19 protein-coding genes are annotated in these 24,954 nt (G+C 60.4%); 12 read left to right on the plus strand and 7 right to left on the minus strand.

The window, feature by feature from the left end; genetic code table 11:
- Window positions 1-10: 10 nt before the first annotated feature.
- The 4 genes from ACESSC_RS01295 to ACESSC_RS01310 all read left to right on the plus strand — a co-directional run bounded on the left by ACESSC_RS01295 (window position 11) and on the right by ACESSC_RS01310 (window position 7,316).
- Window positions 11-427, plus strand: coding sequence for a hypothetical protein (locus tag ACESSC_RS01295; protein WP_118206541.1), 417 nt, complete (start codon window positions 11-13; stop codon window positions 425-427).
- 8 nt (window positions 428-435) lie between these two features.
- Window positions 436-2,199 carry an ABC1 kinase family protein gene (locus ACESSC_RS01300; RefSeq protein WP_373160924.1) on the plus strand — a complete coding sequence of 588 codons (1,764 nt, stop codon included), beginning with the start codon at window positions 436-438 and terminating at the stop codon, window positions 2,197-2,199.
- A gap of 431 nt (window positions 2,200-2,630) precedes the next feature.
- Complete coding sequence (locus ACESSC_RS01305; protein ID WP_373160925.1) at window positions 2,631-6,413, plus strand: DUF4430 domain-containing protein; 3,783 nt, start codon at window positions 2,631-2,633, stop codon at window positions 6,411-6,413.
- A gap of 9 nt (window positions 6,414-6,422) precedes the next feature.
- Window positions 6,423-7,316: a DUF4430 domain-containing protein gene (locus ACESSC_RS01310; protein ID WP_373160926.1), complete on the plus strand. Its 894-nt coding sequence runs from the start codon at window positions 6,423-6,425 to the stop codon at window positions 7,314-7,316.
- 159 nt (window positions 7,317-7,475) lie between these two features.
- Here the strand turns inward: ACESSC_RS01310 and ACESSC_RS01315 are convergent, their stop codons facing one another.
- From ACESSC_RS01315 to ACESSC_RS01325, 3 genes are all read right to left on the minus strand, one after another.
- The gene (locus ACESSC_RS01315; protein WP_022095123.1) at window positions 7,476-7,883 is read right to left on the minus strand and encodes a GtrA family protein; all 408 of its coding nucleotides are present in this window, start codon (window positions 7,881-7,883) and stop codon (window positions 7,476-7,478) included.
- Window positions 7,884-8,102: 219 nt separating this feature from the next.
- A complete protein-coding gene (locus tag ACESSC_RS01320; RefSeq protein ID WP_117862045.1) occupies window positions 8,103-8,498 on the minus strand; it encodes a GtrA family protein in 396 nt (131 codons plus the stop codon).
- A 78-nt stretch (window positions 8,499-8,576) separates the two neighbouring features.
- Window positions 8,577-10,493 carry a fructose-1,6-bisphosphatase gene (locus ACESSC_RS01325; protein ID WP_373160927.1) on the minus strand — a complete coding sequence of 639 codons (1,917 nt, stop codon included), beginning with the start codon at window positions 10,491-10,493 and terminating at the stop codon, window positions 8,577-8,579.
- A 320-nt stretch (window positions 10,494-10,813) separates the two neighbouring features.
- Here ACESSC_RS01325 and ACESSC_RS01330 point away from each other — a divergent pair, with 320 nt between their 5' ends.
- Window positions 10,814-11,704: a DegV family protein gene (locus ACESSC_RS01330; RefSeq protein ID WP_373160928.1), complete on the plus strand. Its 891-nt coding sequence runs from the start codon at window positions 10,814-10,816 to the stop codon at window positions 11,702-11,704.
- Window positions 11,705-11,784: 80 nt separating this feature from the next.
- On the opposite strand, the gene ACESSC_RS01335 is transcribed toward ACESSC_RS01330, so the two are convergent.
- The gene (locus ACESSC_RS01335; RefSeq protein ID WP_117639734.1) at window positions 11,785-12,876 is read right to left on the minus strand and encodes a beta/alpha barrel domain-containing protein; all 1,092 of its coding nucleotides are present in this window, start codon (window positions 12,874-12,876) and stop codon (window positions 11,785-11,787) included.
- 191 nt (window positions 12,877-13,067) lie between these two features.
- On the opposite strand from ACESSC_RS01335, the gene ACESSC_RS01340 reads away from it, so the two are divergent.
- A complete protein-coding gene (locus tag ACESSC_RS01340) occupies window positions 13,068-13,238 on the plus strand; it encodes a hypothetical protein (RefSeq protein WP_156058414.1) in 171 nt (56 codons plus the stop codon).
- 24 nt (window positions 13,239-13,262) lie between these two features.
- Here ACESSC_RS01340 and ACESSC_RS01345 read toward each other — a convergent pair whose 3' ends face one another.
- A complete protein-coding gene (locus ACESSC_RS01345) occupies window positions 13,263-14,366 on the minus strand; it encodes an RsmB/NOP family class I SAM-dependent RNA methyltransferase (RefSeq protein ID WP_117629594.1) in 1,104 nt (367 codons plus the stop codon).
- Between the two features lie 36 nt (window positions 14,367-14,402).
- Window positions 14,403-16,553: a methionine--tRNA ligase gene (locus ACESSC_RS01350; protein ID WP_373160929.1), complete on the minus strand. Its 2,151-nt coding sequence runs from the start codon at window positions 16,551-16,553 to the stop codon at window positions 14,403-14,405.
- Window positions 16,554-16,685: 132 nt separating this feature from the next.
- On the opposite strand from ACESSC_RS01350, the gene ACESSC_RS01355 reads away from it, so the two are divergent.
- The 3 genes from ACESSC_RS01355 (at window position 16,686) to queA (ending at window position 19,120) form a co-directional block, all read left to right on the plus strand.
- Window positions 16,686-17,252 carry a DUF3267 domain-containing protein gene (locus ACESSC_RS01355; RefSeq protein WP_373160930.1) on the plus strand — a complete coding sequence of 189 codons (567 nt, stop codon included), beginning with the start codon at window positions 16,686-16,688 and terminating at the stop codon, window positions 17,250-17,252.
- Between the two features lie 10 nt (window positions 17,253-17,262).
- Window positions 17,263-17,838, plus strand: coding sequence for an epoxyqueuosine reductase QueH (locus ACESSC_RS01360; RefSeq protein WP_373160931.1), 576 nt, complete (start codon window positions 17,263-17,265; stop codon window positions 17,836-17,838).
- 70 nt (window positions 17,839-17,908) lie between these two features.
- A complete protein-coding gene (gene queA, locus ACESSC_RS01365; protein ID WP_373160958.1) occupies window positions 17,909-19,120 on the plus strand; it encodes a tRNA preQ1(34) S-adenosylmethionine ribosyltransferase-isomerase QueA in 1,212 nt (403 codons plus the stop codon).
- A 332-nt stretch (window positions 19,121-19,452) separates the two neighbouring features.
- On the opposite strand, the gene ACESSC_RS01370 is transcribed toward queA, so the two are convergent.
- The gene (locus ACESSC_RS01370) at window positions 19,453-21,216 is read right to left on the minus strand and encodes a coiled-coil domain-containing protein (RefSeq protein WP_373160932.1); all 1,764 of its coding nucleotides are present in this window, start codon (window positions 21,214-21,216) and stop codon (window positions 19,453-19,455) included.
- Window positions 21,217-21,510: 294 nt separating this feature from the next.
- Between ACESSC_RS01370 and ACESSC_RS01375 the strand changes: the two genes are divergently transcribed.
- The 3 genes from ACESSC_RS01375 to ACESSC_RS01385 all read left to right on the plus strand — a co-directional run bounded on the left by ACESSC_RS01375 (window position 21,511) and on the right by ACESSC_RS01385 (window position 24,882).
- Window positions 21,511-22,311, plus strand: coding sequence for an SDR family NAD(P)-dependent oxidoreductase (locus ACESSC_RS01375; RefSeq protein WP_373160933.1), 801 nt, complete (start codon window positions 21,511-21,513; stop codon window positions 22,309-22,311).
- Window positions 22,312-22,748: 437 nt separating this feature from the next.
- Window positions 22,749-23,888, plus strand: a complete 1,140-nt coding sequence (gene tgt / locus ACESSC_RS01380) for a tRNA guanosine(34) transglycosylase Tgt (RefSeq protein ID WP_055250876.1) — start codon at window positions 22,749-22,751, stop codon at window positions 23,886-23,888.
- 235 nt (window positions 23,889-24,123) lie between these two features.
- The gene (locus tag ACESSC_RS01385) at window positions 24,124-24,882 is read left to right on the plus strand and encodes an LOG family protein (RefSeq protein WP_373160934.1); all 759 of its coding nucleotides are present in this window, start codon (window positions 24,124-24,126) and stop codon (window positions 24,880-24,882) included.
- The last annotated feature ends 72 nt before the right edge of the window (window positions 24,883-24,954 follow it).

Raw genomic sequence — 24,954 nt, forward strand, 5'->3', positions numbered from 1 at the left:
GGAGACAACCATGGTTATGAAACTCGATCAGCTTGTTAACGGCGCCATTAACGTGGGCTTTGGCGCTGCCGCCGTTGCTGTCGAAGGCGGCAAGAAGGTTCTCGACGACCTTAATACCAAGGGCGAGCAGGTGCGCAAGGACGCAGGCGCTCCCGATATCGCCCGCAGTGTGTCCGACATGTTCGAGCAGGCCGGTGGTACCATCTCCGATCTGACCGAGCGCTTGGGCATGCAGGGCGAGACCGCGGCCCAGCGCGTGCTCGACGAACTCATCCTTGCCCGCGTCCGCGTTATGACCGCGCCCGAGCGCACGGCCTTCCTGGCCCATGTGCGCGACATCGTCGATTCGGTCGAGGACAACGTGACCTCGGTGCCCGTCGAGTCCGTTGAGCCCGACGATGCGAAGGATACCGAAGAGGCCGAGTAGCAGCGCAGATGGCAGATTCCACCACCGATTACAACAATCTAGATCCCTTGGGTGACGAGGCGGCGGTTGTCGATGAGGTCGATGCCGCCGTCTCGGGCGCTCGCAAGAAGCCGCGCGCTGTCGATATGGTCCCCGAGGAGCCCGACGCGATGGCGCCGGACGAGGAATACCAGCTCACGCCGGCGGGTCGTCGCGAACGCATCGGGCAGATTGTTCGCCTGGTCAAAAAGTACCGTGTGTGGGATAACCTCACGCCGGTTCGTTTGCGCCGCCTGCTTGAGGAACTCGGCCCCATGTTCGTCAAGATGGGGCAGATTCTGGCCAACCGGTCCGAGATTTTGCCGCAACGCTTTTGCGACGAGCTACGTCGTCTGCGCTCCGACGTGGAGCCGGTGCCGTACGAGGTCGTACTCAGTTGTCTGGAAGAAGAATACGGCCTGCGCCTGGGGGAGATGTTCGATGCGATCGACCCCAATCCGCTTGGTAGCGCATCGCTCGCGCAGGTGCACCGCGCTCGTCTGGTGACGGGCGAGGACGTGGCCGTCAAGGTGCAGCGCCCCGGTGCGCAGCAGGTTATGGCACAGGACATCGATATCATCCGCTCGGTGGTGCGTATCGTTTCCAAGTTCGTCAACACCGATCAATTCGTTGACCTGCACGGCGTAGTCGAGGAGTTGTGGACCTCGTTTCGCGAGGAGACCAACTTTTTGGCCGAGGCCAAAAACCTCAACGACTTCTACGAGTTCCATAAGAGCGTTCATGGCGTGACGTGCCCTAAATCCTATCTGGACCTGTGCACCGAGCACGTGGTGGTTATGGACTACGTCGACGGCATTTCGATCGCCGATCCTGAACGCTTGGTGGCCGAGGGCTATGACTTGGAAAAGATCGGTGCCGCAATCGTCGAGGATTACTCGACGCAGGTGCTCGATGACGGCTTTTTCCATGCCGACCCGCATGCGGGAAACATTATTCTCAAGGACGGCATCGTTTACTTTATCGACTTGGGCATGGTCGGACGCATGTCGAGTCACGATCGCGGTATCGTCAAGGACATGATTTTCGCCGTGGCCGAGGGTGACGTGCCCAAGCTCAAGGATTCGCTCATGCGCTTCGCCGTGACGCGTGGCGACTCGGCTGAGCTCGATCATTCGGCCTTTTTGTCCGATTTGGACTTTATCGTGGCTGACTTTGCAGGCCTTGACCTGAAGGATCTGGATATCGGCGAGTTTTTGACCTCGCTGTTAAACCTGGCGCGCAAAAACGACGTTGAGCTGCCGAGCGTGGTAACGATGTTCGCGCGCGGCATGGTGACGCTCGAGGGTTTGCTGACCGAGTACATGCCCAACGTCAACATGATCCAGATCATCCAAACGCACATTAAAAACGAGAAAAGCACCTATACGCGCGTGCGCGACATGGGGCGCGATCTTGCCGCGAGCAGCTATCGCGCGGCGAAGGGCTCGCTCGAGGCGGCCGAGTATCTTGGCCTGGCTTCGCGCATGCTCACGCGCGGCCAGCTTAAGGTGAACACGCAGATCATGAGCAGCGATAAGGCGCTGCGACAGCTGGGCGGAATTATCGACCGTATGTCGATGGCAATTGTGATTGCTGGCCTGTTTATCGGTTCGTCGGTGGTGTACTACGCGCGCATCGAGCCGGTTGTGTTTGGTATCCCGGTCATTGGCTTTATGGGCTACGTCAGCGCACTGGTGCTGGCGCTTATGCTGGGCCGCAATATCTGGCTCAACAGTCACGGCGGCAAGCACTAGAGGCCGCGACCGTCACCGCATTTTCCTATCGCAAACAATAGCTTTTACCTTGGGCTTCGCCTGCGTGCGAGGCCCTTTTGCGTGATACCATTTTGACGGTAATAATCGATGGCCTAGATGGTGGTGCGGAGACGCACGAATGCGCGGTTTACCTGCGCGTTTGGGAGAATTGGGGTGCAAGTCCCCGGCTGTACCAGTAACCGTAATTCCTCTTGGCTCGGGATGTTCGCGTCGCAGATCGGACGACGTGCCCGAGTCGTTAAGGTTAAGTCGGATCGCCTCCCATCTTGCATGCGGCTGCGGCGTATGCCGCCGGTGTGCATAGGGCTCTGGAGGGAAGGGGGACCCCGATGGGGGAACTCGAGCGCAACATGCGCGATGACGTGGGGCAGCCTCAAGGCAACGCTCCAAGTACAGACAATGGGGGACAAATGGATATGTTTGAGGGCGAGCGCGAGCGCGCCTCGTTGCATCGCCGTGGCGCGATTGCACGCGGTGTAGCTAAGCGCGGCCTGGTGGCATTCCTGGCCTTCGCGATGGCCTTTGGCACCACGCCGGCTCAGCTGTGGGCCGAGGGCGCCGAGGGCATTGCCGAGGCTGTGGCTCAGGCTACGACGCCGAGTGAGGGCACGGGGGCCGCGGACGGTGCTGCCGACCAGGGTAAGGCCGAGGTTTCGGATTCCGAGGGCGCGCCTGCAGCTAGTGCCGCCACAACAGAGGCGGCAACTGGCGACGAGGGCTCGGCGACGGGGGAGAACCCTACCGCGAGCGAGCGGTCTTCGACGGCATCCGCTGGCCAAGCAGGATCTGCCGCCGCGACTGCCGTCCAGACAGAGAACCCGACAGAAACCGGCGATGTCGCCAAGAAGCAAGTCGAGGTCTCGTTCTCGATTATCGGCATCGATGCCGACGGCAAGGCTCAGACCTGGGTGGCACCTACGCAACTCAAGCTCGACGAGGGCGCGACGGCTGCGGACGCCTTCGTTAAGCTGCAGCAGAAGGTGGGCTTCAAGGCGAAATACGATCCGAACACGGCATACGGTTTTTACCTCGAAAACATCACGTCCCCGAGCGATGGCCGCACGCTTGCCTTCGATCCGGCGACTTATGCCTACTGGCAGCTGTTTGTTGACGGCGCGTCTTCCTCGGTTGGCGCGAGCGGCGTCAAGCTCACCCAGGGGCAGAAGATTGAGTTTGCCTATACGGCTGGTAGCTCGTCCCCTGTCGTTAAGGACCAGGTTGCCGCAAATGTGACCGTCATTGGTCGCGATGCCCAGGGCAAGACTCAGACTTGGGTCGATAACGCGCAGTATGTGGTGACGTCCGGCTCGAACGCACTTGACCTTACGAAGGTCGCGCTCGAGGCGAATGACATCGATGCCGTTGTTGCGGGCTCCTTCATTCTGAGCCTTAAGTACAACGGCGTTGAGCTGGGTAAGCCGCTCGATTATTCGACCTATTGGCAGCTGTTCATCAACGGCAAGTCGAGCGACTGCACGGCAGACAATGTCACCATTCATGCTGGCGATACCGTTACGTGGTTCTACGGTGGCTGGGGCGACCAGTTGCCCTCCGATTCTGTCCATGCTTCCGTTCAGGTCCTCGGTAAGGACAAGGACGGCAAGCAGCAGGTTTGGGCTTCGACGGGTCAGATGAGTCTCAAGGCGGGCTCTACTGCCAAGGATCTGCTGGAGCAGACTGGTCTTGATCTCGTTGCTAGTGAAGAGTCTTGGGGCTGGTACCTCAGCGGCATTAAATCGCCGCTTGACGGTAAGACCTATAAGTATGATCCTGCGACCCGCAGTTATTGGCAATTCTATGTAAATGGCAAGTCCGCCACGGTCGGTGCCGGCAACTACGAGCTCCAAGAGGGCGACGCCGTCACCTTTATGTATGGTGCTGACGCCGATGCCCTCCCCGGTCAGGTTCTTGGGTCTGTCGATGTTGTCGGCCCCGATGTCAACGGCAACAATACTTGCTGGGGCTCGGCAAGCAGTGTTTCTTTGCCCGAAGGCTCTACTGCCCAGAACCTTATTGAGACGGTCCTGAAGGCCAAGGGCGTTACGTACAACGGCTCCCAGAGTGGTGAGTACTGGTTCCTCAATTCCATCAACTCGCCGTTCGATCACAAGCCGTATGCCTGGGATGCTGCGACCAATAAATCTTGGCACCTGTATATCAATGGAGAGCCCTCCTTACTCTGCGCCAACCAGATTACGCTCAAGAGCGGCGATAAGGTTATGCTTGCCTATACCACCGACGATTCGCCCATGCCCGATCCCGACAAGATTGTCGTGGACCCGAGTGCGACGACTCCTGATTGGGATGCCGAGTGGGCCGGCTACGGCAACAGCGGCAACGGTACGTCCGTTACGGACGCCAAGACGCCTGCGCAGGCCGCCGGTCTTAAGTGGGCCTTCGATTGGAAGGCCGAGTCTGGTCAGCAGTATGCCAACTGCAGCGAGCCTGTCATTGCTAACGGTTTTGTGTACATCGCGACCGAGAACGAGCTCATTAAGATCGATTCGTCCACGGGCAAAAAGGTTGCCTCTGCGCCGCTTGCCTCCAAGGTGAGCTATACCTCTCGTCCGATCTATACCAATGGCCTTATCATCGTTCCGCTCAACGGCGGTGCGGTCCAGGCGATTACTGCAGACAAGCTGATCTGCAAGTGGCTGACGCCTGGTTTGACGGACTTGACGCAGAGCTCCTGCACCGTCGTTTCGGACGGCGAGTACGTCTATGTAGGCTCGGTCGATATTTCGTATGACGAGAATTACAACGCGACCTACGGCAACGGCTCCCTGAAGCGTATCAAGATTGCCACGGGCGAAGTCTCTTGGCAGAACATTGACCCTTCCGAGGGCTATTATTGGACTGGCGCTGCGCTGACGGATAAGTACACCATTGTTCCTACGAGCGCGGGCACGCTTAAGTGCATTGATAAGACGACGGGCGATGTCGTTTCGACCATGAAGCTCGGCGCTGTCGCAAATGCCGATTGCATTGCCGATCCGTCCAATGGTTCGACCTTCTATCAGATGACGCACGACGGAAAGCTCCATGTGATTTTGCTTTCGGCAAAGGGCGTGCTGAGTGAACAGAAGACGGTTGATCTGGGCCTTACGAATAATCTGAGCGCCCCTGCGGTGTCTGGTGACAATCTGATTGTCGGCGGACAGACGGCTACGGGCTCTGCTCTGGTTCTCTATAACCTGAAGACGGACAAGACCACGATGGTCGCTGCTGCCGACGGCAAGACGCTGCCGGCTGGCCTCAACGGTATTGCCGCTACTCCGCTGGTGAGTGTTCAGGGCGGCAAGACCTATGTGTACTTCACCGTGAACAGCGCGGATAGCAAGGATTACGTCAACTACTCTGCTGGTGGTGGCGTGTATCGCTATACGCTCGGCGATGCAGAGGCGACGCAGATCTATGATGCGGCCGGCCATTACCAGTACTGTGACTCTCCGGTCATTGCCGATGCTTCTGGCAACCTGTACTACATCAATGATTCGGGTACTCTGTTCAAGCTGGGGGCTGTTGAGTCTTGGACGGTTGCCTTTAATTCCAACGGCGGGTCTGCTTGCGACACTAAGTTTGTTGCTACGGCCGACGGCAAGCTGGTCAAGCCGGCCGATCCGACGCGCGATGGCTACACTTTCGGCGGTTGGTTCACCGATGAGGCTTGCACGCAGGCGTATGACTTCAGTACGCCGGTGACGGCCGATCTGACGCTGTATGCCAAGTGGACCAAGAATGCTGTTAACCCTGGCGGCAATGGCGGTTCTGGCACTAATGGTGGCAACGGTGGCGCTGGCAACGGTTCCGGTGCTGGCGCTGGCACTGGCACGGGTTCCGGCTCCGGCTCTAAGGGCCAGCAGGCCGGCGGCGCTATCGCCCCGGGTCAGAAGCCGGTGACCAAGACGACGGTGTCGACCAAGACCGAGACCAAGGACAACAAGTCCGACAAGAAGGACTCCGATAAGTCCGATAAGAAGGACGAGAAGAAGTCTGACAAGAAGGACAGCAAGTCCGACAAGAAGTCCGATTCCAAGTCCGATACGGGTGCTGCATCCACGACCACTGCTAAGAAGTCCTCTGGTGTTTCCGAGCAGGAGACTGGCACCAACCCGCTCGCCATCGTCGGCATCGCCGCCGGCGTCATCGGTCTCGCCATCGTCGGCGTGTTCGTGTTCACCAAACGTCGGTAGGTGAGGGCTGTGTCCAATAAATCCAAGGACGCTGACCCCAAGCAACCAGATTCCTCGTTTATCCAGCTTGACGATGCAAAGCAAAAGGGCGCCGCTTCGGCGGCGTCCGCCCCTCGCCGCAAGGCGCTCCTCGGCGTTCTGACTGCCGCGTGCACCATTCTGATCGTCGTCTCGCTGGGTTTCGTCCATCCTTCCACAAGCGGTGCCTGGTCTATCGACTGGATCATTCAGACCGTGACGGGGGAGAGCGTCGTCACCAAGGACACCAAGGTGTCTGGCTCGACTACGACTTCGGGCGAGGCCAGTTCCAAGGATTCCAAGTCATCGAATGACGCAAAAGATGAGTCCAAGCATTCTGATGAGTCCAAGTCCAAGGACGATTCCGAGTCTTCAAACAAGGAGTCAAACAAGGGCTCGGATGGCAAAAAGTCCGAAGGCAAGGATGGCAAGAAGTCTAGCGATAAATCCGCTGCCCAAAATACGGGAGCCGGTGATACTTCCAATGCGTCTGGCGGTGGCCAGTCGTCTGATGGAGCCTCATCCTCTAATGGTGGAAACGCCTCCTCGGGCGGCCAGAGCGGCTCGCAGGAGTCCAGCTACATAACAGTGACGGTTTCGGTCACATCGAGCGCTGTGGGCAATCCTGTGTCTTCTGGTGGCACCTTTACCTTTAACGAAGGCGCTACCGTCTACGATGCCCTGTGCGCGCTGGGCCTTTCTGTCAACGCACATGGCTCGTCGTACGGCACGTATGTCTCCGCGATTGGTGGTTTGGCCGAGAAACAGTACGGCGGCACGAGCGGCTGGATGTACTCCGTCAACGGCACAACGCCCATGACGGCGTGCAGCAACTACGTTCTCTCCAACGGCGACAACGTGGTCTGGTATTACGTTACAGGCTAGAGGCCTCGACATAGCGCGCCAGACGGGCGGTTCGGACAAACATCCGGGCCGCCCGTTTTTCATGCGAATGGGATTGGGGTGCCGGGTCTCTCGGCAAACAAAAAACCGGTTGGAATGGGAATTCCAACCGGTTATACATTCAAGCAAATAGCGAATCGACTACGACCGTGCGCCCTCGAGGAAGAAACGGCGGCTGAAGTAGTTGTACCAGGTGACGAGGAACGTAGCGATGGCCTTCATGGCCTGGTAGCCGATGCTCAAAAACGTGACGCCCACAAACATGTATAGGTCGTTGAGGCCCAGGCCGATCACCGACAGGATGGTGAAGATCGTGAACTCGCGCTTGCGGCTCATGCCCTCGCGGTGGTCGAACACGTACTTCATGCTGAGCCAGTAGTTGACCACGACGGACGTGATGAACGAGACCGTGGTGCTCATCAAAAAGTCGAGGTGGAACAGCTCGACGAGCGCAATGAGCATACCCCAGTCGATGCCAAAGGAGATAAGGCCCACGACAGCGAACTTGAGGAACTGCTTAGTATGAGGTTGTGCCAGTGCCTTGCGCACGTAATCACATCCAATGCGTTGATGAATCGAGCAGAGGATACTTTAGAGCTTTTGCAAGGGAAACGTAAGGTCTTTGCCAAGAACTATACGAACTCGCCAAATTATCAAGTGCTAATCCGCAAACGTTGAAAATTTGCCCGTAAACGAGCGGCACCCACGGACGATACTGCGCTGAGCGCGCGTCGTCCGTGGGCGCCGTAATGCTGCAGGGGTGTCGAGCTATTTGGTCTCGTCGCCCTCCAGGAAGATCTTTCGGGTCACAAAGTTGTAGACCATGACAAGCGCGGTGGCGCAAATCTTGGCGATATTGGCTTCGAGCCCCAGACCGGCGTTGAGCGCCAGCACGATACCGTCGTTGAGCACCAAACCAATCATGGACAGCACGACAAAGATAATGAACTCGCGGCGGCGGCTCATGCCCTCCTTGTGCGCAAACACGTACTTCATGCTGGCGACGTAATTAAAGATGAGTGAGACGATAAAGCCGCTGGTGTTGGCGATTAGGATGTTGAGGCCCAGACCGTAGTGGAGCAGATTCATAATGCCAAAGTCGATGACCGTGGCAATGACGCCGACGACGCCAAACTTCATAATCTGCGCAAGGAGCTTTTGCATGGTACCTGCCTTAGGGTGGCGCTGGGGCGCCGTGGGGATGACAAACCCAGCAAGTTTAGCCAATCCCCGCGGGTGGAGCTAGGCGCGCTCCTCGATAGCACCGTTTCTATATGCATCGAGCAGTTGGCGTAGGTCCTGGATCTGGCTGCGGATCTTGGCGCCAGTATCGGTGTCGCTCACCATGCGGCGGCGGTCGGCCTCGTCAAAGCGGTTGGTCTCGCTTTCGATATCGATGTTGCGGGTGAGCGCCTCGGCAACGGTGGTAAAGGCCTGGTGCGACTTGAGGCGGCACCCTCGCGAGCTCGAGATAAGCGTGTAGCCGGCGATGCCCGTCTTGGGATGGTAGGCGCGGCAGAATCCGCCATCGATGACCAGCAGCTTGCCCTCGGCGCGGATGGGCTGCTCGCCCTTGGTGGTCTTGACGGGCGTGTGGCCGTTGATGATGTGACCGGTCGGTGAGCATGCCATGGGCGCGACGCCAAACTCGCGCATGATGTCGTCGCAGACCGAGGGCGACTTGGTAAGCGTAAAGTACGGGTCCATCGGCTCGACCCAGGTGCTCTTGTCGGCGATATAGGCGCGCTCAAAGGTACGCACCAGGCGTCCGCTGGCGGGTGAGTTAAAGCCAATCCACAGGTACCACATCCAGTCGAGAGCGTCGCGGTCGCCCACGCGCCAGGCGCGGCGGGCGATGTGGTCGCAAAAATCGAGATAATCGCGGCCAGCGTGCCAGGTGCCCAGGCAGTTCATGCTGCTAAAGGTGCCGTCTTCGTTGAGCGGCACGCAGCCATGGAACAGCAGGTTGCCGTTGGCGACCTTGTACATCGAGCCGTGGGAATAGAGGAAATCGATATGGCGATGCAGGTGATCGGCGGTGACAAACTCGGACACGAGCTTGTCGATGATGTGCTGCTCTTGGGGCGTGAGCGAATAGGGGTCCGCCGGGTCGACGGTGGGGAAGTCATTGGTCGTGAGCGGCCACACGCTGCCGTCGGCGAGCGTGACCGTGCCGGTGTCGTGATCGATTTTGTCGAGTAACAGGCGGTCGGTCATGTCGAACTCGGGATGGCGCTGGATAATCTGACCCTCGAGCTTAAAGAGTAGGACGTTGATGGCCTTGATCAGCGGGGTGATGGACTCACCGGCGGTGTAGGTGGCATCGGCAAAGGCGACAAGCTCACGCAGCGAGATGCCGTAGTCGTTCTCCAGGATCTCGTAGTTGTCGTAGCGTAGGTTGTTGCGCAGCACCGTGGCGATGCAGGCGGGCTCACCGGCCGCAGCGCCCATCCACAGCAGGTCGTGGTTGCCCCACTGGATGTCGAGTGAATGGTAGGTGAGCAGACGGTCCATAATCTTGGCCGCGCCGCCGCCGCGGTCGAAGATGTCGCCCACCAGGTGCAGGTGGTCGACGGCCAGGCGCTTGATGAGCGAGGCGAGCGACTCGATAAAGTCGTCGGCGCTTGCGGTCTCCAGGATGGACTCCACGATGCGCTCGTGATAGCGCACACGATAGTTGTTCTCATCCGGATGGGTGTGTAGCAGCTCGTCGATGATGTAGGCGTAATCGCGTGGGATGGCCTTACGAACCTTGGAGCGGGTGTAGCGGCTTGAAAGCGAACGAGCGACCATGATGAGCTGGTCAAGCATCGTTTTGTACCAGGTGGGCGAGTCCTCGCGCTGGCTGCGGACCAGCTCGATCTTCTCGCGCGGGTAGTAGATGAGCGTGCACAGCTCGCCCTTTTCGTCAAAGGAAAGCGTGTCGCCAAAAATCTCGTCGACATGCTCGCGCACGACACCCGAGCAGTTGTTGAGGATGTGCATAAAGGCTTCGTACTCGCCATGCACGTCGCTCATAAAATGCTCGGTGCCTTTGGGCAGGTTGAGGATGGCCGAGAGATTGATGATCTCGGTAAACGCGGATTGCTCGGTGGGAAATTGTTTCGACAGCAGACGCAGATACTTGAAGTCTTGCGGATTGCGATCGAATGCGACCATGAAACACCTTCCGATGGGGTTGGTAAAACTGATAAACAGCGTCAAACGTTTATCAGTATGCGCCGCTTTTGTTTCGATTGGGGGTGGGAGGTCGAATTGTTGGCCGAACGGTTTGGTAAATCGATTTAGTTGAGGTAGATATGGCGGTTGGGTGGAGACGACAGAAGGTGTTTTCTCAGATATTTATGCGTGGGGTCGCTGGAGACGATGGTGGTAAAGATGCTCGCTATTATTGGTTCGATTTGGTAAATAGTGGACATATGTACCGTATGTAGGCTCACTGTGCGATAATTTGCGCAGCAATGAGTAAGGAGCCTCATATGAGTGATTTTGTCCTGACCTGTGAATCCGCCGCCGATCGAACTCGGGGGTTCTTTGAATCGCGCAATATCCCTGTCGTGTGTTTTCATTACGAGATCGACGATGTTGTCTATACGGACGATCTGTATCAGTCGATTACGCCGGACGAGTTTTTTGCTCAGATATCCGCGGGCGCCATGCCCAAGACGTCTCAGGTGAGCGTGGGTGAGTACGAGGAGTTTTGGGAGCCGCTTGTTGCCGAGGGTAAAGACGTGCTGCACCTGACGTTGTCGTCGGGTATTTCGGGTACGTATGGCTCGGCTTGCGTTGCGGCGCAGATGCTCGCGGATCGCTATCCCCAGGGCGGCAAGGTGCGCGTCATCGATTCGCTGGCGGCGTCTTCGGGCTTTGGCCTGCTGGCGGAATGTGCCGCCGACGTGCGCGATAGCGGGGCTTCACTCGACGAGACGGCTGCCTGGATCGAGGAGCACAAGCTCAACCTGCACCACTGGTTCTTCTCGACCGATCTGTCGAGCTACCTGCGCGGCGGTCGTATTTCGGCTGCGGGCGCGATCATCGGCACGGCGCTTAAGATTTGCCCGCTTATGACGGTCGATTGCGAAGGTGGGCTGTCGCCACGTGAGAAGATTCGCACTAAGAAGCGCGCGATTTCCGAGATGGCTAAGACCATGATGGCACACGTGCAGGACGGTGCGGATTATTCGGGTAAGTGCGTCATGTCGCACTCGGCGTGCCGCGAGGATGCCGAGGCAGTTGCGGCGCTGATCGAGGAACAGATTCCGCAGCTTAAAGGCAAGATTGAGATTAATAACATCGGTACTCTGATTGGCTCGCATACCGGACCTGGTACGGTGGCGCTCTTCTTTATGGGCGACAAGCGCGTGGATTAATTTGCCCCATCACATCGCCGCATGATCGCTCAAACGAAAACGGCCCGCCTCACGTTTGTGGGGCGGGCCAAGATGTTTTGCTAGCGTTTCTTTCCGCGGAAGAAGAAGCCGTGCAGTGACGGCTTGAGGCCGCGGTTGGCGCGACGCTCCTCGACGCGCTCGTGGATCGAAGCGACGCGCTCGATGACTTCGTCGGGAATCGGCACGTCGGGATTCATGTTCTCGACCTGGCTGACCTCGGCGGCGGCGACCTGGTCGATAATGGGCACATCGTCGCGCGAGATAACGGGCGTGGCGTCTTCCTTCATCTTGCGATAACGCTGCATCATGTCGGTCTGTAGCTGCTGTGCCGAAGGCGGCGTCCAGATGATGGCGTTGGCGCCGGCGGCGATGGTCTCGCGGATGCTCTCGGGCGTCTTGCCGCCCGGTGCGATGAGCGGCAGGTTGGGATAGTGCTCGCGCAGCTCGCGCAGGACCTGCGGCGTGTTCTTACCAGCGGCGATGTTGAGGATCTTGGCGCCGGCGCGCACTTTGGCGTGAGCATCGTCGTCGCAACGTACGACCGTGGCGATGACGGGGATGTCGGCGATGTTGGTGATGTGCTCGACCATCTCGGCGGTGGCGGGGGAGTTGACCACACAGCCCGCCGCGCCCTGCATCTCGGAGACGGCTGCCATCTGAACGGAGCGCTTGCCGGTGGTGGTGCCACCGCCCACGCCTACGAAGACCGGGCACTCGGCGACGGTCAGCAGCGCCTGCGTAATGGCCGGCTGCGGCGTGAAGGGGTAAACGGCAAAGACGGCATCGGCATTGGAGTTGCGGATGACAGCCACGTCGGTGGTGTAGATGAGCGATTTGATACGACGGCCGAAGAGCGTAAAGCCGCTGGCCTCCTCAATCTCGTCGGGCATGCGGAGGGCCGCCTTGCGCAGGCGCCCGTCGATGGGCAGCGGCTCCATGGGAAGCAGTCCGTTGGGGGTCACGGCTACCTGGGGCTCGGTGAACTCGTCTGCGAGCTCGACCTCGGAGAAATCGACTGAGGCGACGATATCCTCGTGAACCTCGGCGGGCACATCGATGGGGGCTTGATCGTTTGCCGCGGCAGGCGTGTCGAAGGAGCTGGTGCCGACGAAGGCGTCGACGCGCTCATTTAGATCGTTGAGGGTATCCATGTAGGCTCGATTCTATGTGATGACGGCCGGCAGGGTGCCGGCAGCGTTGTGCTTGCTAAATCGTTTGACGAGTTGATTTTTCCCCGCCGCGCCATCCGTTAGACCGAAGGGCCGGCGAACGTGAAGGAGCTGTGGTGGCGGTGATCGAGGTGCTATCTTGAAAGTCCCGTTTAAAAGAGAGGTGACGCGGTATGGAATTTTCGGCAATGTTGGGCTCGATTGGCCTATGCGTGGGCGCAATCGTAGCCGCCGCGGTCATCTACTTTGTGGTCACGGCCATTAAGGGCAAAAGGGCCGAACGCAAGGAGCGCACGATGCTTAAACAGCATCGCGACCAGCAGGGCAAACGCGCACAGAGATAGCTTGTTGAGTTTTGGATCCGTGCGCTAGCTGCGTTTTCGGATCAGGGCAATGTAGAAGCCCTCAAAGTCGCGGCTAGGCGGAATGGTCAGCGTGCCGGGCATACCGTTGGCGACGGACGAGACGTGGCTGGCGGCGATGGCCTCGGTGAGGGCGTTGCACTCGATGCGTGGCTCTTCGCCAACTTCCTGAGCACGGCGCGTTTCACTTTCGCTCGGCGTGCCGTCGAGGGGGATAAGCTCGCAATCCATGTGCTTGTCGAGGGCCTCTTGCAGGGCGTCCTCGTTTTCCTGCGGCAAGATCGAACAAGTCGAATAGACGAGCGTGCCGCCCGGTTTAAGGGCTCCCATGGCGCGGTCCAGAAGTGCTCGCTGCGAGCGGGCACACTTGCTCAGCAGCTGCTCGGTCAGGCCGCGCAGGCTTTTCTCGTTGCCGCTGATGACGGTGCCCGTGCCGGTGCAGGGGGCGTCGAGCAGGATGCGGTCAAAGCGGAAGAACTCGTCGAGCTCGCGTGCGTCGATGCGCATGACGGGCACGTTTTTTGCGCCTTGGCGGTGGAGGTTGGCTTCGAGCTTCTCGGCGCGGGGAATGCTCATCTCGCAGGCGGTAAGGTGCGCCTGCCCCTGCGTGAGGGCGGCGATCTGCGTCGTCTTGCCACCGGGGGCTGCGCACATGTCCAGGATGTCCTCGCCTGCCTGTGCGCCCAGGACCAGCGGCGGCATCATGGACGACAGGCTCTGCAGGTAGATTTTGCCGTCGCGGTAGATGTCGAGATCCCACAGATCGGAAACCTGGGCCTCGGGCAGGATAAAGGCGTCCGGGTACCAGGCGACAGCGTTGTGGGCGATGCCGGCGGCATCGAGCGCCGCAGCGATGTCCTCGGCGGTTGCCTTGAGCGTGTTGGCGCGCAGCGTGACCGGGCGTGTGGCCGCGGCGCCGAAGCCCTCGATCATGAGCTCGGCATCGGCGGGCGCATAGGCGCCGGCGACCGTGTCGACCATAAAGCGCGGCAGGTCGGCGGCGCAAGGAAGGGCGGCAAGCTGGTCGGAAAGCTCGGTGGCGGCAAACTGCCTGAGCTTGAGCTCGGCCTTGACCTGCTTTTTCTGCTTACGACGACGCGGCTTGGACATCCGTCTTTCCTTCCCATTCCATTACATGTCGAGTGTTTAGTACTGGCTCTCGTGCTTGCTAAAGAAGTCGAAGCGCGGGGGCAGCGGCTTCACGCGGTGCTCGCCGGGCTTCTCGCCCAGGATCTCCACGAACTCGTCCGTGGAGGCAAAGATGTTATCCCAGCTAAAGAAAGCGACCGGGTCGACGTCGAAGTACTCGCAGATAAGCTCGCAGCCGGCCGGCACAATACCGTGCATCAGGACGGTCGCCACGCGCAGCTCGGTAAAGGCGTCGACAAGGGCCTGCGTCATCGCGGCATTGGCCGGCTCGCCCTCGAGCTTGTTGGCGGCCTTGGAGGCGTCGCTCCAGCGCTTGTTGGCGGCGCGCAGGTAGTCGTCGCACACGGCAAGCGCGCGGTGCGTCTCGAACTTGTACATGGCCTGCTCAAAGGCGAGGGCTGCCTGCTGGGCGGCTTCGACCACGGTGTCAGAAGCGGCACCGGCGGGGATGCAACCGTTGCGGTAGGGGCTCTCGTCGCCTTCCTTGACGGCGACGCCGTAGAAGCAGCTGCGGGCCAGACGGTTGAACACGCCGGTCAAAAGGGCGCTCTCCTTAAGGGCCGGGTCGATAACGCGCTTGTCGTCGCAGGCGCGTACCTCGTTGCCGTCCTTGTCCTTGCCGGTCACACGCGTGTCGTATGCCTTGGGGCTAAAGCTTACCGGCTTCTCGGACAGGCCGAGCGACAGCCAGTGCGCACGCATCTGCTCGCAGGTGTAGTGGTTGAGCAGGTCGTCTGCCGGCGGGGGAGGCGTCTGCGAGGACGAGCTGGCCTTTTTGCCCATGTAGAGCAGGTGGTAGCAGGCGCTGACGGTGCTCTGCGTGAGGTCCCAGCCCAGGGCCTCCCACATGGCGGTCTGCGCGATGCAGTAGAAATAGATGTTGTCCTGACCGATGAACTGGTAAATCTGAGCGTCGTCAGAGCACCACCAGTCGCGCCAGTCGAGCGAGCTGTGCTGGTAGGTGGGTGCGGGCACCTGCGTGGAGTCGGCGGCGGGCTCGCCCATGAGGGCGGCATCCCGGGCGGCGACGCCCTCGGTCACGCCGGCGGCCTTGGCATCGCGTGCGAGCACGGTACGCGTATAGCTGATGGGCGCCCATAGGCTCTCGGGCCAGCACCAGCAGGTGACGTCGGAGACGCCGTCGACCTCGGGTACCGGAACGCCCCAGTCGATGTTGCCGGTGATGCGGAAGGGCACGAGCGCTTTGCCGCTGCGGAAGCGCACGCCGCCGTTGGCGAGCACCGCGTGGGCGTCGTCGCGCTCCTTCCAGCTGGGGAAGGTGACGGTAAAGCTGCTCTTGTTGCCCTCGGGTTCCAGCACGGTGTGCTCGGGGAGCTGGTCCTCGACGGCATCGAAGGCCTCGCGGAACTTGTTCTGGATGTAGAGCTGAGCCGGCAGCAGCCACTCCTCCATGGTCTTGGAGACCACGGAGCGAACCTGCGGGTTCTGGGCGAGCTTGGCGGTATAGGTCTTCATAAAGTCGAGGTAGGCCGGCAGATCAAAGTAGAGATTGTCGACTGGGCGCAGCTCGGGCACCTCCCCGGTGAGCTGGCTCTTGGGCGCGATGAGCTCCTCGGGCTCAAACTGGTGACCCAGGTCGCACTCGTCGGCGTACGCCTTCTCGGACTTGCAGCCCTGGATGGGGCAGCGGCCGATCACCTGACGGCCGTTGAGGAACGTGCCGGCCTTGGCGTCGTAGAACTGCAACGTGGAGCGCTTGGAGATGGTGCCCTGCTCGTGCAGGCGCTTGATAATCTCGGCGGTCACCTCGTTGTGAATCTGCGCAGCCGGCTCAAGGCCCGAGCCGCCGTAGATATCGCAGCTGATGTTGTAGTTGTTGAGGGTCGCGGCCTGGCGGGAGTGGTTGGACTCGACATACTCGCTAATGGACTTGTCGTAGCCCTCGTTCTCCTTGAGCTTGCGGTAGCTCTCCATGATGGGCGAGCCGTAGCAGTCGGTGCCCGAGGTGAAGATGACGTTCTCGCGGCCCAGGCGGTCGCGCAGGAAGCGGGCGAAGAAGTCGGCCGGGACAAAGACGCCACCGACGTGGCCAAAGTGCAGGCCCTTGTTGCCGTAGGGCTCGCCGGCGGTAACGATGGCGCGGCGCGGCCAGCTGGGACGGTCGTTCATGGAATATTTGGATGCCATGGGACTCCTTCGCATATGGTGGGAGCGCGGCCGGGCACGGGGTTCGGCAGCGCGGTGGTCAATTCGTGCATATCGTTCGACATTATCGCACATGCGGACGGGTGCGTGGCAGGGGCGCTATCCTAAGATGCTATGAATGAGATTTCCAACATACATGCGTTTGAGGACGAGGATTTTCTGCACGCCTGCTTCGTGTGGGGGATGGCCGTGCTTGGCGTATTTGCCGTGTGCCTGGTGCCGGTGTTTATGCTGCTGGGTGGGCCTGCGGATCTGGATGCGGCCGACGCGGGCGGCTGGACCACCGTCGTGGGCTGGATGGTCGGTGTGGTTGCGGTTTCTGCAGCGTCGTTTGCCGTGCACGAGCTGGTGCATGCGGTGTTTTTTAAGCTGCTGGCGCCTGCCGGTGCGCACGTGACTTTTGGGGCGAATCGCGAGACTGCGATGATCTATGCCTGCGCCGAGGGCGTGGTGTATTCGCGTGCTCGGTACATGGCCATTTGCCTGGCGCCGACGGTTGTTGTGACGACAGCGTTTGCCCTGGGGTTTGCGTTTTCGGGCTATCCGCTGCTGTGCTATCTGGCGGCCGGCTTGCATTTGTCGGGCTGTGTAGGCGACTGGTATTACGTGTGGACCATTTTGCGCGACCGCCGCATTGTCGCCTGCGAGGATACGTCCTTTGGCGTGCGCTTTTTTGGGTGAGGAGATGTCGATGAAGTCGTTGTTGCTGCATGCGTGCTGTGCACCATGCTCGCTTGAGCCGGTTCGCCTGCTGCGCGAGGAGGGGTTTGAGCCCACGATTTGCTGGACCAACCCCAATATTCAACCGCGCGATGAATGGCAGCGCCGCTTGGACGAGCTGCGCCGGTGGTGTGCCGCTGGCGACATCGAGCTCATTGAGGCAGGGGAGGACCGTGAGCGATGGGAGGCCGGCGTGGCACCGCTGGGCGCCGATCGGCCCCGTCGCTGTCGCGCGTGCTATGCCCTGCGTCTGGCCGAGGCGTGCCGCGTGGCCCAGGAGCGCGGGTTCGAATATGTGGGTACGACGCTCGCCGTCTCGCCATATCAGCTGTTCGATACCTGCAATGATGTGTTGGAGCGTCTGGCTGCCGCCCGCGGGCTTACGCCGGTGATTCGCGATTTTCGCCCGTATTATCCCGAGGCTACGCGTCGTTCGCGCGAGCTGGGTATGTATCGACAGAATTACTGCGGCTGCCGATTCTCGGCCGTCGAGGCGGCCATGGACCGCGCCCGCATTCGCGACGAGCGCAAAGCGTCCAAAAAGTAGTTCTTTTGAGCTGGCAGCCTGCTAGGATGTAGAGCGGACTTTAGCTATATAAGGAGTATCCGACGTGTCTATGCGTACCGATGATTTTGACTACAACCTTCCTGAGGAACTGATCGCCCAGGCTCCTGCCGAGCCGCGCGACTCCTGCCGCCTGCTGGTGGTGGATCGCAAGGGCTCCCAGGCGGGAACGCCGCTGGAGCACGGCGGTACCGTTGAACACCGCATCTTCCGCGACATCATCGACTATATCGAGCCGGGCGACGTACTCGTCATCAACCAGACGCGCGTGATGCCGGCCCGTCTGATCGGTCGCAAGGTGGGCTCGGGCGGCGTGGTCGAGACACTGCTGCTCAAGCGCCGCGAAGATGTTGACCCGCTGGGTCACGTTTGGGAGTGCCTGGTCAAGCCGGGCAAGCGTCTGAAGCCCGGTGCTCAGATTGAGTATCGCGCCGGCGGAGCCCATGCGCCCGAGGGGGCTCCCGTGGTGCTGACGGCCGAGGTCGTCGACTTTGTCACCGATAGCCGCGGCGGCCGCCTGGTGCGTTTTGAGCCGGCCGGTTGCAATGCCGCCGGCGACCCGCGCACGCTCGACGAGGCCATCCACGCTGCCGGCCACGTGCCGCTGCCGCCCTACATTACCGATTACGAGGGCGATCCCGAGAAGTACCAGACCGTCTACGCCATGAAGGAAGAGCACTCGGCTGCCGCTCCTACGGCGGGTCTGCACTTTACGCCCGAGCTCATGGCCGCCATCGAGGCCAAGGGTGCGAAGTTTGCCGCCGTCGAGCTCGAGGTCGGTATCGATACCTTCCGTCTGGTGGAGGAGGACGACCCCACGCAGCACGTCATGCACACCGAGCGCTACCACGTGTCGCAGGAGGTTGTCGACGCCGTGCATAAGGCGAAGGCCGAGGGGCACCGCGTGATCGCCGTCGGCACCACCGCAGTACGCTCGCTCGAAAGCGCCTTTGACACGAACGCGCCAGTGTCCGACCCGGCCGTGACAGCACGCTATTTTGAAGGCCGCGAGGACGGCGCCGACACGCTCGGCCGCGGCGATATCGTGGTGCGCGAGAACGCTACGACGCAGCTCTACCTCATGCCCGGCTCGACCTATCACGTGGTCGACGCGCTGATCACGAACTTCCACGTGCCGCGTTCCACGCTCATGATGCTCGTGAGCGCGCTTGCCACCCGCGACCAGATCATGGATGCCTACGCCGCCGCCATCGAGGAGCGCTACCGCTTCTTCAGCTTTGGCGACGCGATGCTCATTTTGTAGGTTACGGCGTTTTACAAACGCCGTAACCGGCCGACGCTGCAAACGCCCCTAAGCGGCAATCTGACGTTCAATCGTCGGGCATGACCAGAAGGTCAATGCCCTCCTCTTGCACGTCACCTTGCTCGCTTAGGGGCGTTTTCGCTGACTTTGCCAAAGCATCGGCAGGTACTCATTGGGGACGTACTTAAATGAGTGCCTGCAGAATGAGAGTGGATAATCTCCCGTTTTTGGCCTGCTTGGGGGCTCAAAGTGGGAGATTATCCACTCTCGTCATTGGGCTAGTCGTTGGGGACGTTCTTGTTTGACTAGTCGTTTAAGAACGTCCCCAATGACTACTTGCTTGCGAACAGCCAGACTAGGATGATCGCCAGGATTGCGGCGACGATGCAGACGATGGCGCCGGTGAATTTGATGCGTGAGTCGCGGGTGCGCTCTCGTACGTCGTCTTCGGCGGCCTCGAGCTGGTCGACTTCTTGCTCGGTCTCGGCGTGTTCGGCTTTGTCTCGGGCCAAGGATCCTGCAAGCGACTCAGTGATTTCTGGGTGGTCGTGTACTTCGGTCGCCTGTTCGATGATCGACTGTGCATGTGCGGCATCTGCTTGGGCGTTGGCGATGGTCTGCTCCTGCTCGCGGCGTGCCTTGTCCTCCGCGGCGATCTTCTCGCGCAGTTTGCGCTGACGAGTCGCGGCGGCGGTCTTCGCCGTCTGCAGCTCGTCGCGCGCGGCATCGGCTTCGGTCGTCACGGCTTGGTGCGCGCGTTTTGCGTCGGCGATAGGGGCTTGAGCCTGCTCGACGGCCTGCTCGGCTGCGGCAAGCGAGTGCTCAAGGTCGGCGGTGATGCGCGGGACATCTTCTTCGGCTTTACGCAGGGCATCTGCCGTGTCGGAAATCTGCATCGAGAGCTCGCTGGTGCGCACCGTATAGTTGGCGGGATTTGCCGAGGGATTGCGTTGCAGCTCGGCATACTCATGACGCAGCGTCTCGAGCTGGGCGCGCGTGGCGTCGACGGTTTGTTGTGCGGCGGCAATGCCGGCGTCTCGCTCGGCCTTCACCTTGTCGCGGATGCGCTTGGAATCCTCAAGACGTCGAACGAGGCGGTTGCCGGTCTCGCGTGAACTCGCCTCGCGGGCTTCCACGGCGTCGAGTGCAGCCTTCAGGCGGAGCTCGGTCGCATCGTCCTCTGCCTTCATTTGCTCGAGCTGGCCCTTGAGCTCCGTCGCTTTGGCGGCATGGGCGTCACGGTCAATCTCGGCGGCCGCAGCGGTCTTTTGTGCCGTGGCGATTGCCTGGCGCTGGTCGGCGATGATCTGATCGTAGCGGCCTGCGATATCCTGGCGCGTCTCGAGTTCCTCGGCCTGATCGGCAATGCGCTGCTCAAGTTCGGCCAGGTGGGCGCGGGCATCGGCAAGTGCCTTTTTCGCGGCGTTCATCTCGCGCATGGCCGAGGCGCCCTGGGCGATAAAGGTGCCCACGGCGTTCGCAGTGTTCGAGACAGCGGTCCCCAGATCGTGGCTCGTGGCGGGGGCATGCGAGGTGGTCGGGTGCGCGGCCTCGGCGGCATTCGTATCGGCAGTCTGCGGCGCGGCGATATTGCCGGTGCCGCCTTCGATCACAGAAAAGCCCGCTGCATGCGGGTCGACGGCGTCCGCGCCAATCGTGGGATGCTCGAGCTGCAGAAACGAGGGCATAGTGCTGCCCTGATCGGCAACGGGGGTCTCGCCAGGTACAAACGTTGAGGCAGCCTCGGCGGCTTCCTCTTCCTCGGCGTCGACATCGGCATCGGCGACAGCGTCCTTCATCGCTTTGACGGCATCCATCATGGAGTCCATGACTGCGTCGAGCTCTTCTTCCGAAGACACCTCGATGGGGCCTGCTGCTTGCGGGGCGGCGTCCTTTTCGGGGGCGTCGTCCTGAGCGGCCGAATCGTCGTTTTGCTCGTCGGCATCTTCGACCGCAGGGATTTCCGTCGCAGCGCCGTTATCCAGAGTGGCGTCGTCGACGTCGGTATCATTGCAGGTCGCAGCGTCAGTATCTGCGGCGACGTCTGCGGAATCATCAATATGCTGTTGAGTCTGGGGGTCCAGCTCGTCTGTCATAGGCATGTGCTCCTCATCGTTGTTCGTCACCCTATGATAAAGTTTCGCGCCGACATCCCGCGCCCCGCAGCAAAGTTTCAAAACGTGTTCGATGACTCGTTGCGTTAACAAAAACTCGGTCGCTCTATCCAATTTTTACTTGACATTCCCTTCGCCGAAAGACGTTGCACCGTTCGCCTGCCATGGGCTTTATTTTCAACTTAAACCCGCTAAAGTTGCATTTCAGCTTTTGGCGCGTGAAGTTGGATGCGCGCAGTCGACGGGCGGGCCCGTCGCGATTTGAAAGGACTTTGTATGGGACTTTTCACTGGTAAGACCGTGATCGTCACCGGCGGCGGCAAGGCCACGCTCAAGGACGGCTCCGCTGGCTCCATCGGTTACGGCATCGATATCGCTTTTGCCAAGGAGGGCGCAAACCTCGTCATCACCGGCCGCAACGTCGCCAAGCTCGAGGCTGCCAAGGAGTCTCTCGAGGCTGAGTACGGCGTCAAGATTCTGCCTGTTCAGGCCGATGTCTCCGCCGGCCAGGACAACGAGGCCGTCGTGCAGAACGTTATCGACAAGGCGATTGAGGAGTTCGGCCGCATCGACGCCGTCGTCAACAACGCTCAGGCCAGCGCTTCGGGCGTGACCATTGCCGATCACACCATGGACCAGTTTAACCTGGCCATTTACTCTGGCCTGTATGCCACCTACCTGTACATGCAGAAGGCCTATCCGCACCTGAAGGAGACCAAGGGCTCCGTGGTCAACTTTGCTTCGGGCGCCGGCCTGTTTGGCAACTATGGTCAGTGCAGCTATGCCGCCGCCAAGGAGGGCATCCGCGGTCTGACTCGCGTCGCCGCCAACGAGTGGGGCAAGGACGGCATCAACGTCAACATTGTGTGCCCGCTTGCCTGGACCGCTGCGCTCGAGAACTTCCAGGATGCCTATCCCGAGGCGTTCAAGGCCAACGTTCACATGCCGCCGGCGGGCCATTACGGCGATGTTGAGAAGGAGATCGGCCGCGTGGTCGTCCAGCTCTGCGGCCCCGACTTTAAGTACATGAACGGCGAGACCGTCACCCTCGAGGGTGGCATGGGCCAGCGTCCGTAGGGGTTACGGCGTTTTGCCAAACGCCGTAACGGGCCGACGCTGCGCGGGCCGCATTTGGACAATCTGACGTTCAACTTCAAGGGCGCGACCAGAAGGTCAGCGCCCTTTCGTTTCACGTCACCTTGTCTCAAATGCGGCCCGCTCGCTGACGTTGCCAAAATATCGGCGTTGCCGTGGCTGGTAAATAGCTCCACTCATCGGGGACGTACTTAAATGAGTGCCCGCAGAATGAAAGTGGATAATCTCCCGTTTTTGGGCTGTGCTTTGGGCAAAAGTGGGAGATTATCCACGCTCATCCGGTAAGCGTCCAAAAATCCACGCTCACTTGCCGTGTCCCTGCCGTATCCTCCTCGCGCCAGTTTCTGTCGAGTCGGTGCTTCTTGCGGGTTGCTCGTATAATGGTTTGCGTATGAACCGCAACCAAGGAGTTCCAGTTTATGGACCAGAACCTTTTTAAATTCGACCTGATCGCCGAGGATCCGACGACGCACGCGCGCGCCGGCGTACTGCACACCCCGCACGGCGACATCGAGACGCCGATCTTTATGCCCGTGGGCACCAAGGCAAACGTCAAGGGCATTCCTACCGAGACTGTCAAGAAGCTCGGCGCCCAGATCGTGCTCGCCAATACCTATCACCTGTCCATGCGCCCCGGCGAGGACACCATCGCCGAGCTGGGCGGACTGCATAAGTTCATGAACTGGCACGGCCCCATCCTCACCGACTCGGGCGGATTCCAGGTCTTTAGCCATAACGACGCCGTCAAGCTCACCGACGAGGGCGTGCGCTTTATCGTCAACGACTACGACGGTCGCCACGTGTTCTGGACGCCCGAGGACAACATGGAAATCGCCATGAAGCTCGGTTCCGACATTTGCATGCAGCTCGACCAGTGCCCCGGCTATCCCGCCACGCGCGCCTACGTCGAGCGCGCCGTGGAGCTGTCGAGTATGTGGGCCGAGCGCTGCTACAAGGCCCACACCCGTGATGACCAGGCACTTTTTGGCATCGTCCAGGGTGGCATGCATCTGGATCTGCGCCTGCGATCGCTGCGCCACCTGGAGGAGTGCGGCGACTTCCCGGGCTATGGTATCGGTGGCTATTCGGTGGGCGAGGATCACGAGACCATGTTCGAGACCCTGGCGCCGCTCGTGAGCGAGTACATGCCCAAGCATAAGCCGCGCTACCTGATGGGTGTCGGCAACCCGACCACGCTCGTGCGCGGCGTTGGCGTGGGCATCGACATGTTTGACTGCGTGCTGCCGACGCGCACCGGCCGTATGGGCACGGCATTCTCTAGCGAGGGTCGCCTCAACTTCCGCAACGCTCGCTTTGCGCACGACGACGGTCCCATCGATCCCACCTGCACCTGCCCGGTGTGCACGGGCGGTTACAGCCGTGCGCTCATCCGTCACATGGTCACGCAGAAGGAGATGCTCGGCGGCATTCTGCTGTCGATGCACAACATCTACTACCTGCTCAACCTGATGCAGCGCGCCCGCCAGGCCATTATCGAGGGTCGTTACGGCGCGTTCGTGAGTGACTGGATGAACAGCCCAGCGGCGGTGGATTACTAAGAGCTGTGGGTGCGCTTACGGGGGCGCTCGCGCGGTGTCGAGATCGCGTGCCAATCGACCGCGCGCAGCCGGCGCCGGGCATCGCCTTCGCTGGCATCGGTTGCACGACCGCTGACCGATGCCTTGCAAGCACTTGATGCATCGTGGGTACCATACCGAATAGTTGATGTTCGGGCGGGTGTTTGACGCATGGCGTCGACCCCGCCCGTTTTTCTTTTTCTCGATAGGAGTACCCATGATTAAGAATGAGAACGTCGAGGGCGAGCCTGCCTACGACGAGACGTACCGCCGCGGCCCCGTGGTCATGCGCGGCCCCATGATTCCTAAGGACAACACCTACGCCAACCTGCTGGCGCCCGAGGAGTCGACTGACTGGCTGCACGCCGACCCCTGGCGCGTGCTGCGAATTCAGGCAGAGTTTGTCGATGGCTTTGGCGCACTTGCCGAGCTTGGACCTGCGGTGGCTATCTTCGGTAGCGCCCGCACGCCCAAGACCGATCCGCTCTACAAGGCGGCGCGTACCGTCGGGCGCAAGATCGCGCAACGTGGCGTGGCGGTCATCACCGGTGGCGGCCCCGGCATCATGGAAGCGGCCAACAGGGGAGCGGCGAGTGTCAACGGCAAGTCAGTTGGCCTAGGCATTGAATTGCCGCACGAGCAGGGGCTCAATAAATACGTGAACCTCGGCATGGACTTCCGCTACTTCTTTGTGCGCAAAACCATGTTCGTTAAGTACAGCTCGGGCGCCATCGTATTTCCCGGCGGCTTTGGCACGCTCGACGAGATGTTCGAGGTTCTCACGCTGGTGCAGACGCACAAGGTCAAGCGCATGCCGCTGGTGCTGGTGGGCACCGAGTACTGGCAGGGCCTGTTCGACTGGCTCAACGGCCCGGTGATGGATGCCGGCATGATCAGCCCACTCGATCAGGAGCTGGTGCACATCACCGACGACCTCAGCGAAGCAGTCGATATCGCCCTGAGCGGGCTGATGTAGGGTGCTGTGACTGTTGTTATAGCAATGTGAACGGCATACTGATGCTATTTAACATCAGTATGCTATCTAAAC

This window comes from Collinsella aerofaciens, assembly GCF_964243765.1.
Classification (GTDB): domain Bacteria; phylum Actinomycetota; class Coriobacteriia; order Coriobacteriales; family Coriobacteriaceae; genus Collinsella; species Collinsella aerofaciens_BU.

Bases quoted from the DNA above. Each gene is read 5' to 3' on its own strand.
- ACESSC_RS01295 (WP_118206541.1), top strand. From the start codon at position 11: ATGGTTATGAAACTCGATCAGCTTGTTAACGGCGCCATTAACGTGGGC.
- ACESSC_RS01300 (WP_373160924.1), top strand. From the start codon at position 436: ATGGCAGATTCCACCACCGATTACAACAATCTAGATCCCTTGGGTGAC.
- ACESSC_RS01305 (WP_373160925.1), top strand. From the start codon at position 2,631: ATGGATATGTTTGAGGGCGAGCGCGAGCGCGCCTCGTTGCATCGCCGT.
- ACESSC_RS01320 (WP_117862045.1), bottom strand. From the start codon at position 8,498: ATGCAAAAGCTCCTTGCGCAGATTATGAAGTTTGGCGTCGTCGGCGTC.
- ACESSC_RS01325 (WP_373160927.1), bottom strand. From the start codon at position 10,493: ATGGTCGCATTCGATCGCAATCCGCAAGACTTCAAGTATCTGCGTCTG.
- ACESSC_RS01330 (WP_373160928.1), top strand. From the start codon at position 10,814: ATGAGTGATTTTGTCCTGACCTGTGAATCCGCCGCCGATCGAACTCGG.
- ACESSC_RS01335 (WP_117639734.1), bottom strand. From the start codon at position 12,876: ATGGATACCCTCAACGATCTAAATGAGCGCGTCGACGCCTTCGTCGGC.
- ACESSC_RS01340 (WP_156058414.1), top strand. From the start codon at position 13,068: ATGGAATTTTCGGCAATGTTGGGCTCGATTGGCCTATGCGTGGGCGCA.
- ACESSC_RS01345 (WP_117629594.1), bottom strand. From the start codon at position 14,366: ATGTCCAAGCCGCGTCGTCGTAAGCAGAAAAAGCAGGTCAAGGCCGAG.
- ACESSC_RS01350 (WP_373160929.1), bottom strand. From the start codon at position 16,553: ATGGCATCCAAATATTCCATGAACGACCGTCCCAGCTGGCCGCGCCGC.
- ACESSC_RS01355 (WP_373160930.1), top strand. From the start codon at position 16,686: ATGAATGAGATTTCCAACATACATGCGTTTGAGGACGAGGATTTTCTG.
- ACESSC_RS01360 (WP_373160931.1), top strand. From the start codon at position 17,263: ATGAAGTCGTTGTTGCTGCATGCGTGCTGTGCACCATGCTCGCTTGAG.
- queA (WP_373160958.1), top strand. From the start codon at position 17,909: ATGCGTACCGATGATTTTGACTACAACCTTCCTGAGGAACTGATCGCC.
- ACESSC_RS01370 (WP_373160932.1), bottom strand. From the start codon at position 21,216: ATGACAGACGAGCTGGACCCCCAGACTCAACAGCATATTGATGATTCC.
- ACESSC_RS01375 (WP_373160933.1), top strand. From the start codon at position 21,511: ATGGGACTTTTCACTGGTAAGACCGTGATCGTCACCGGCGGCGGCAAG.
- tgt (WP_055250876.1), top strand. From the start codon at position 22,749: ATGGACCAGAACCTTTTTAAATTCGACCTGATCGCCGAGGATCCGACG.
- ACESSC_RS01385 (WP_373160934.1), top strand. From the start codon at position 24,124: ATGATTAAGAATGAGAACGTCGAGGGCGAGCCTGCCTACGACGAGACG.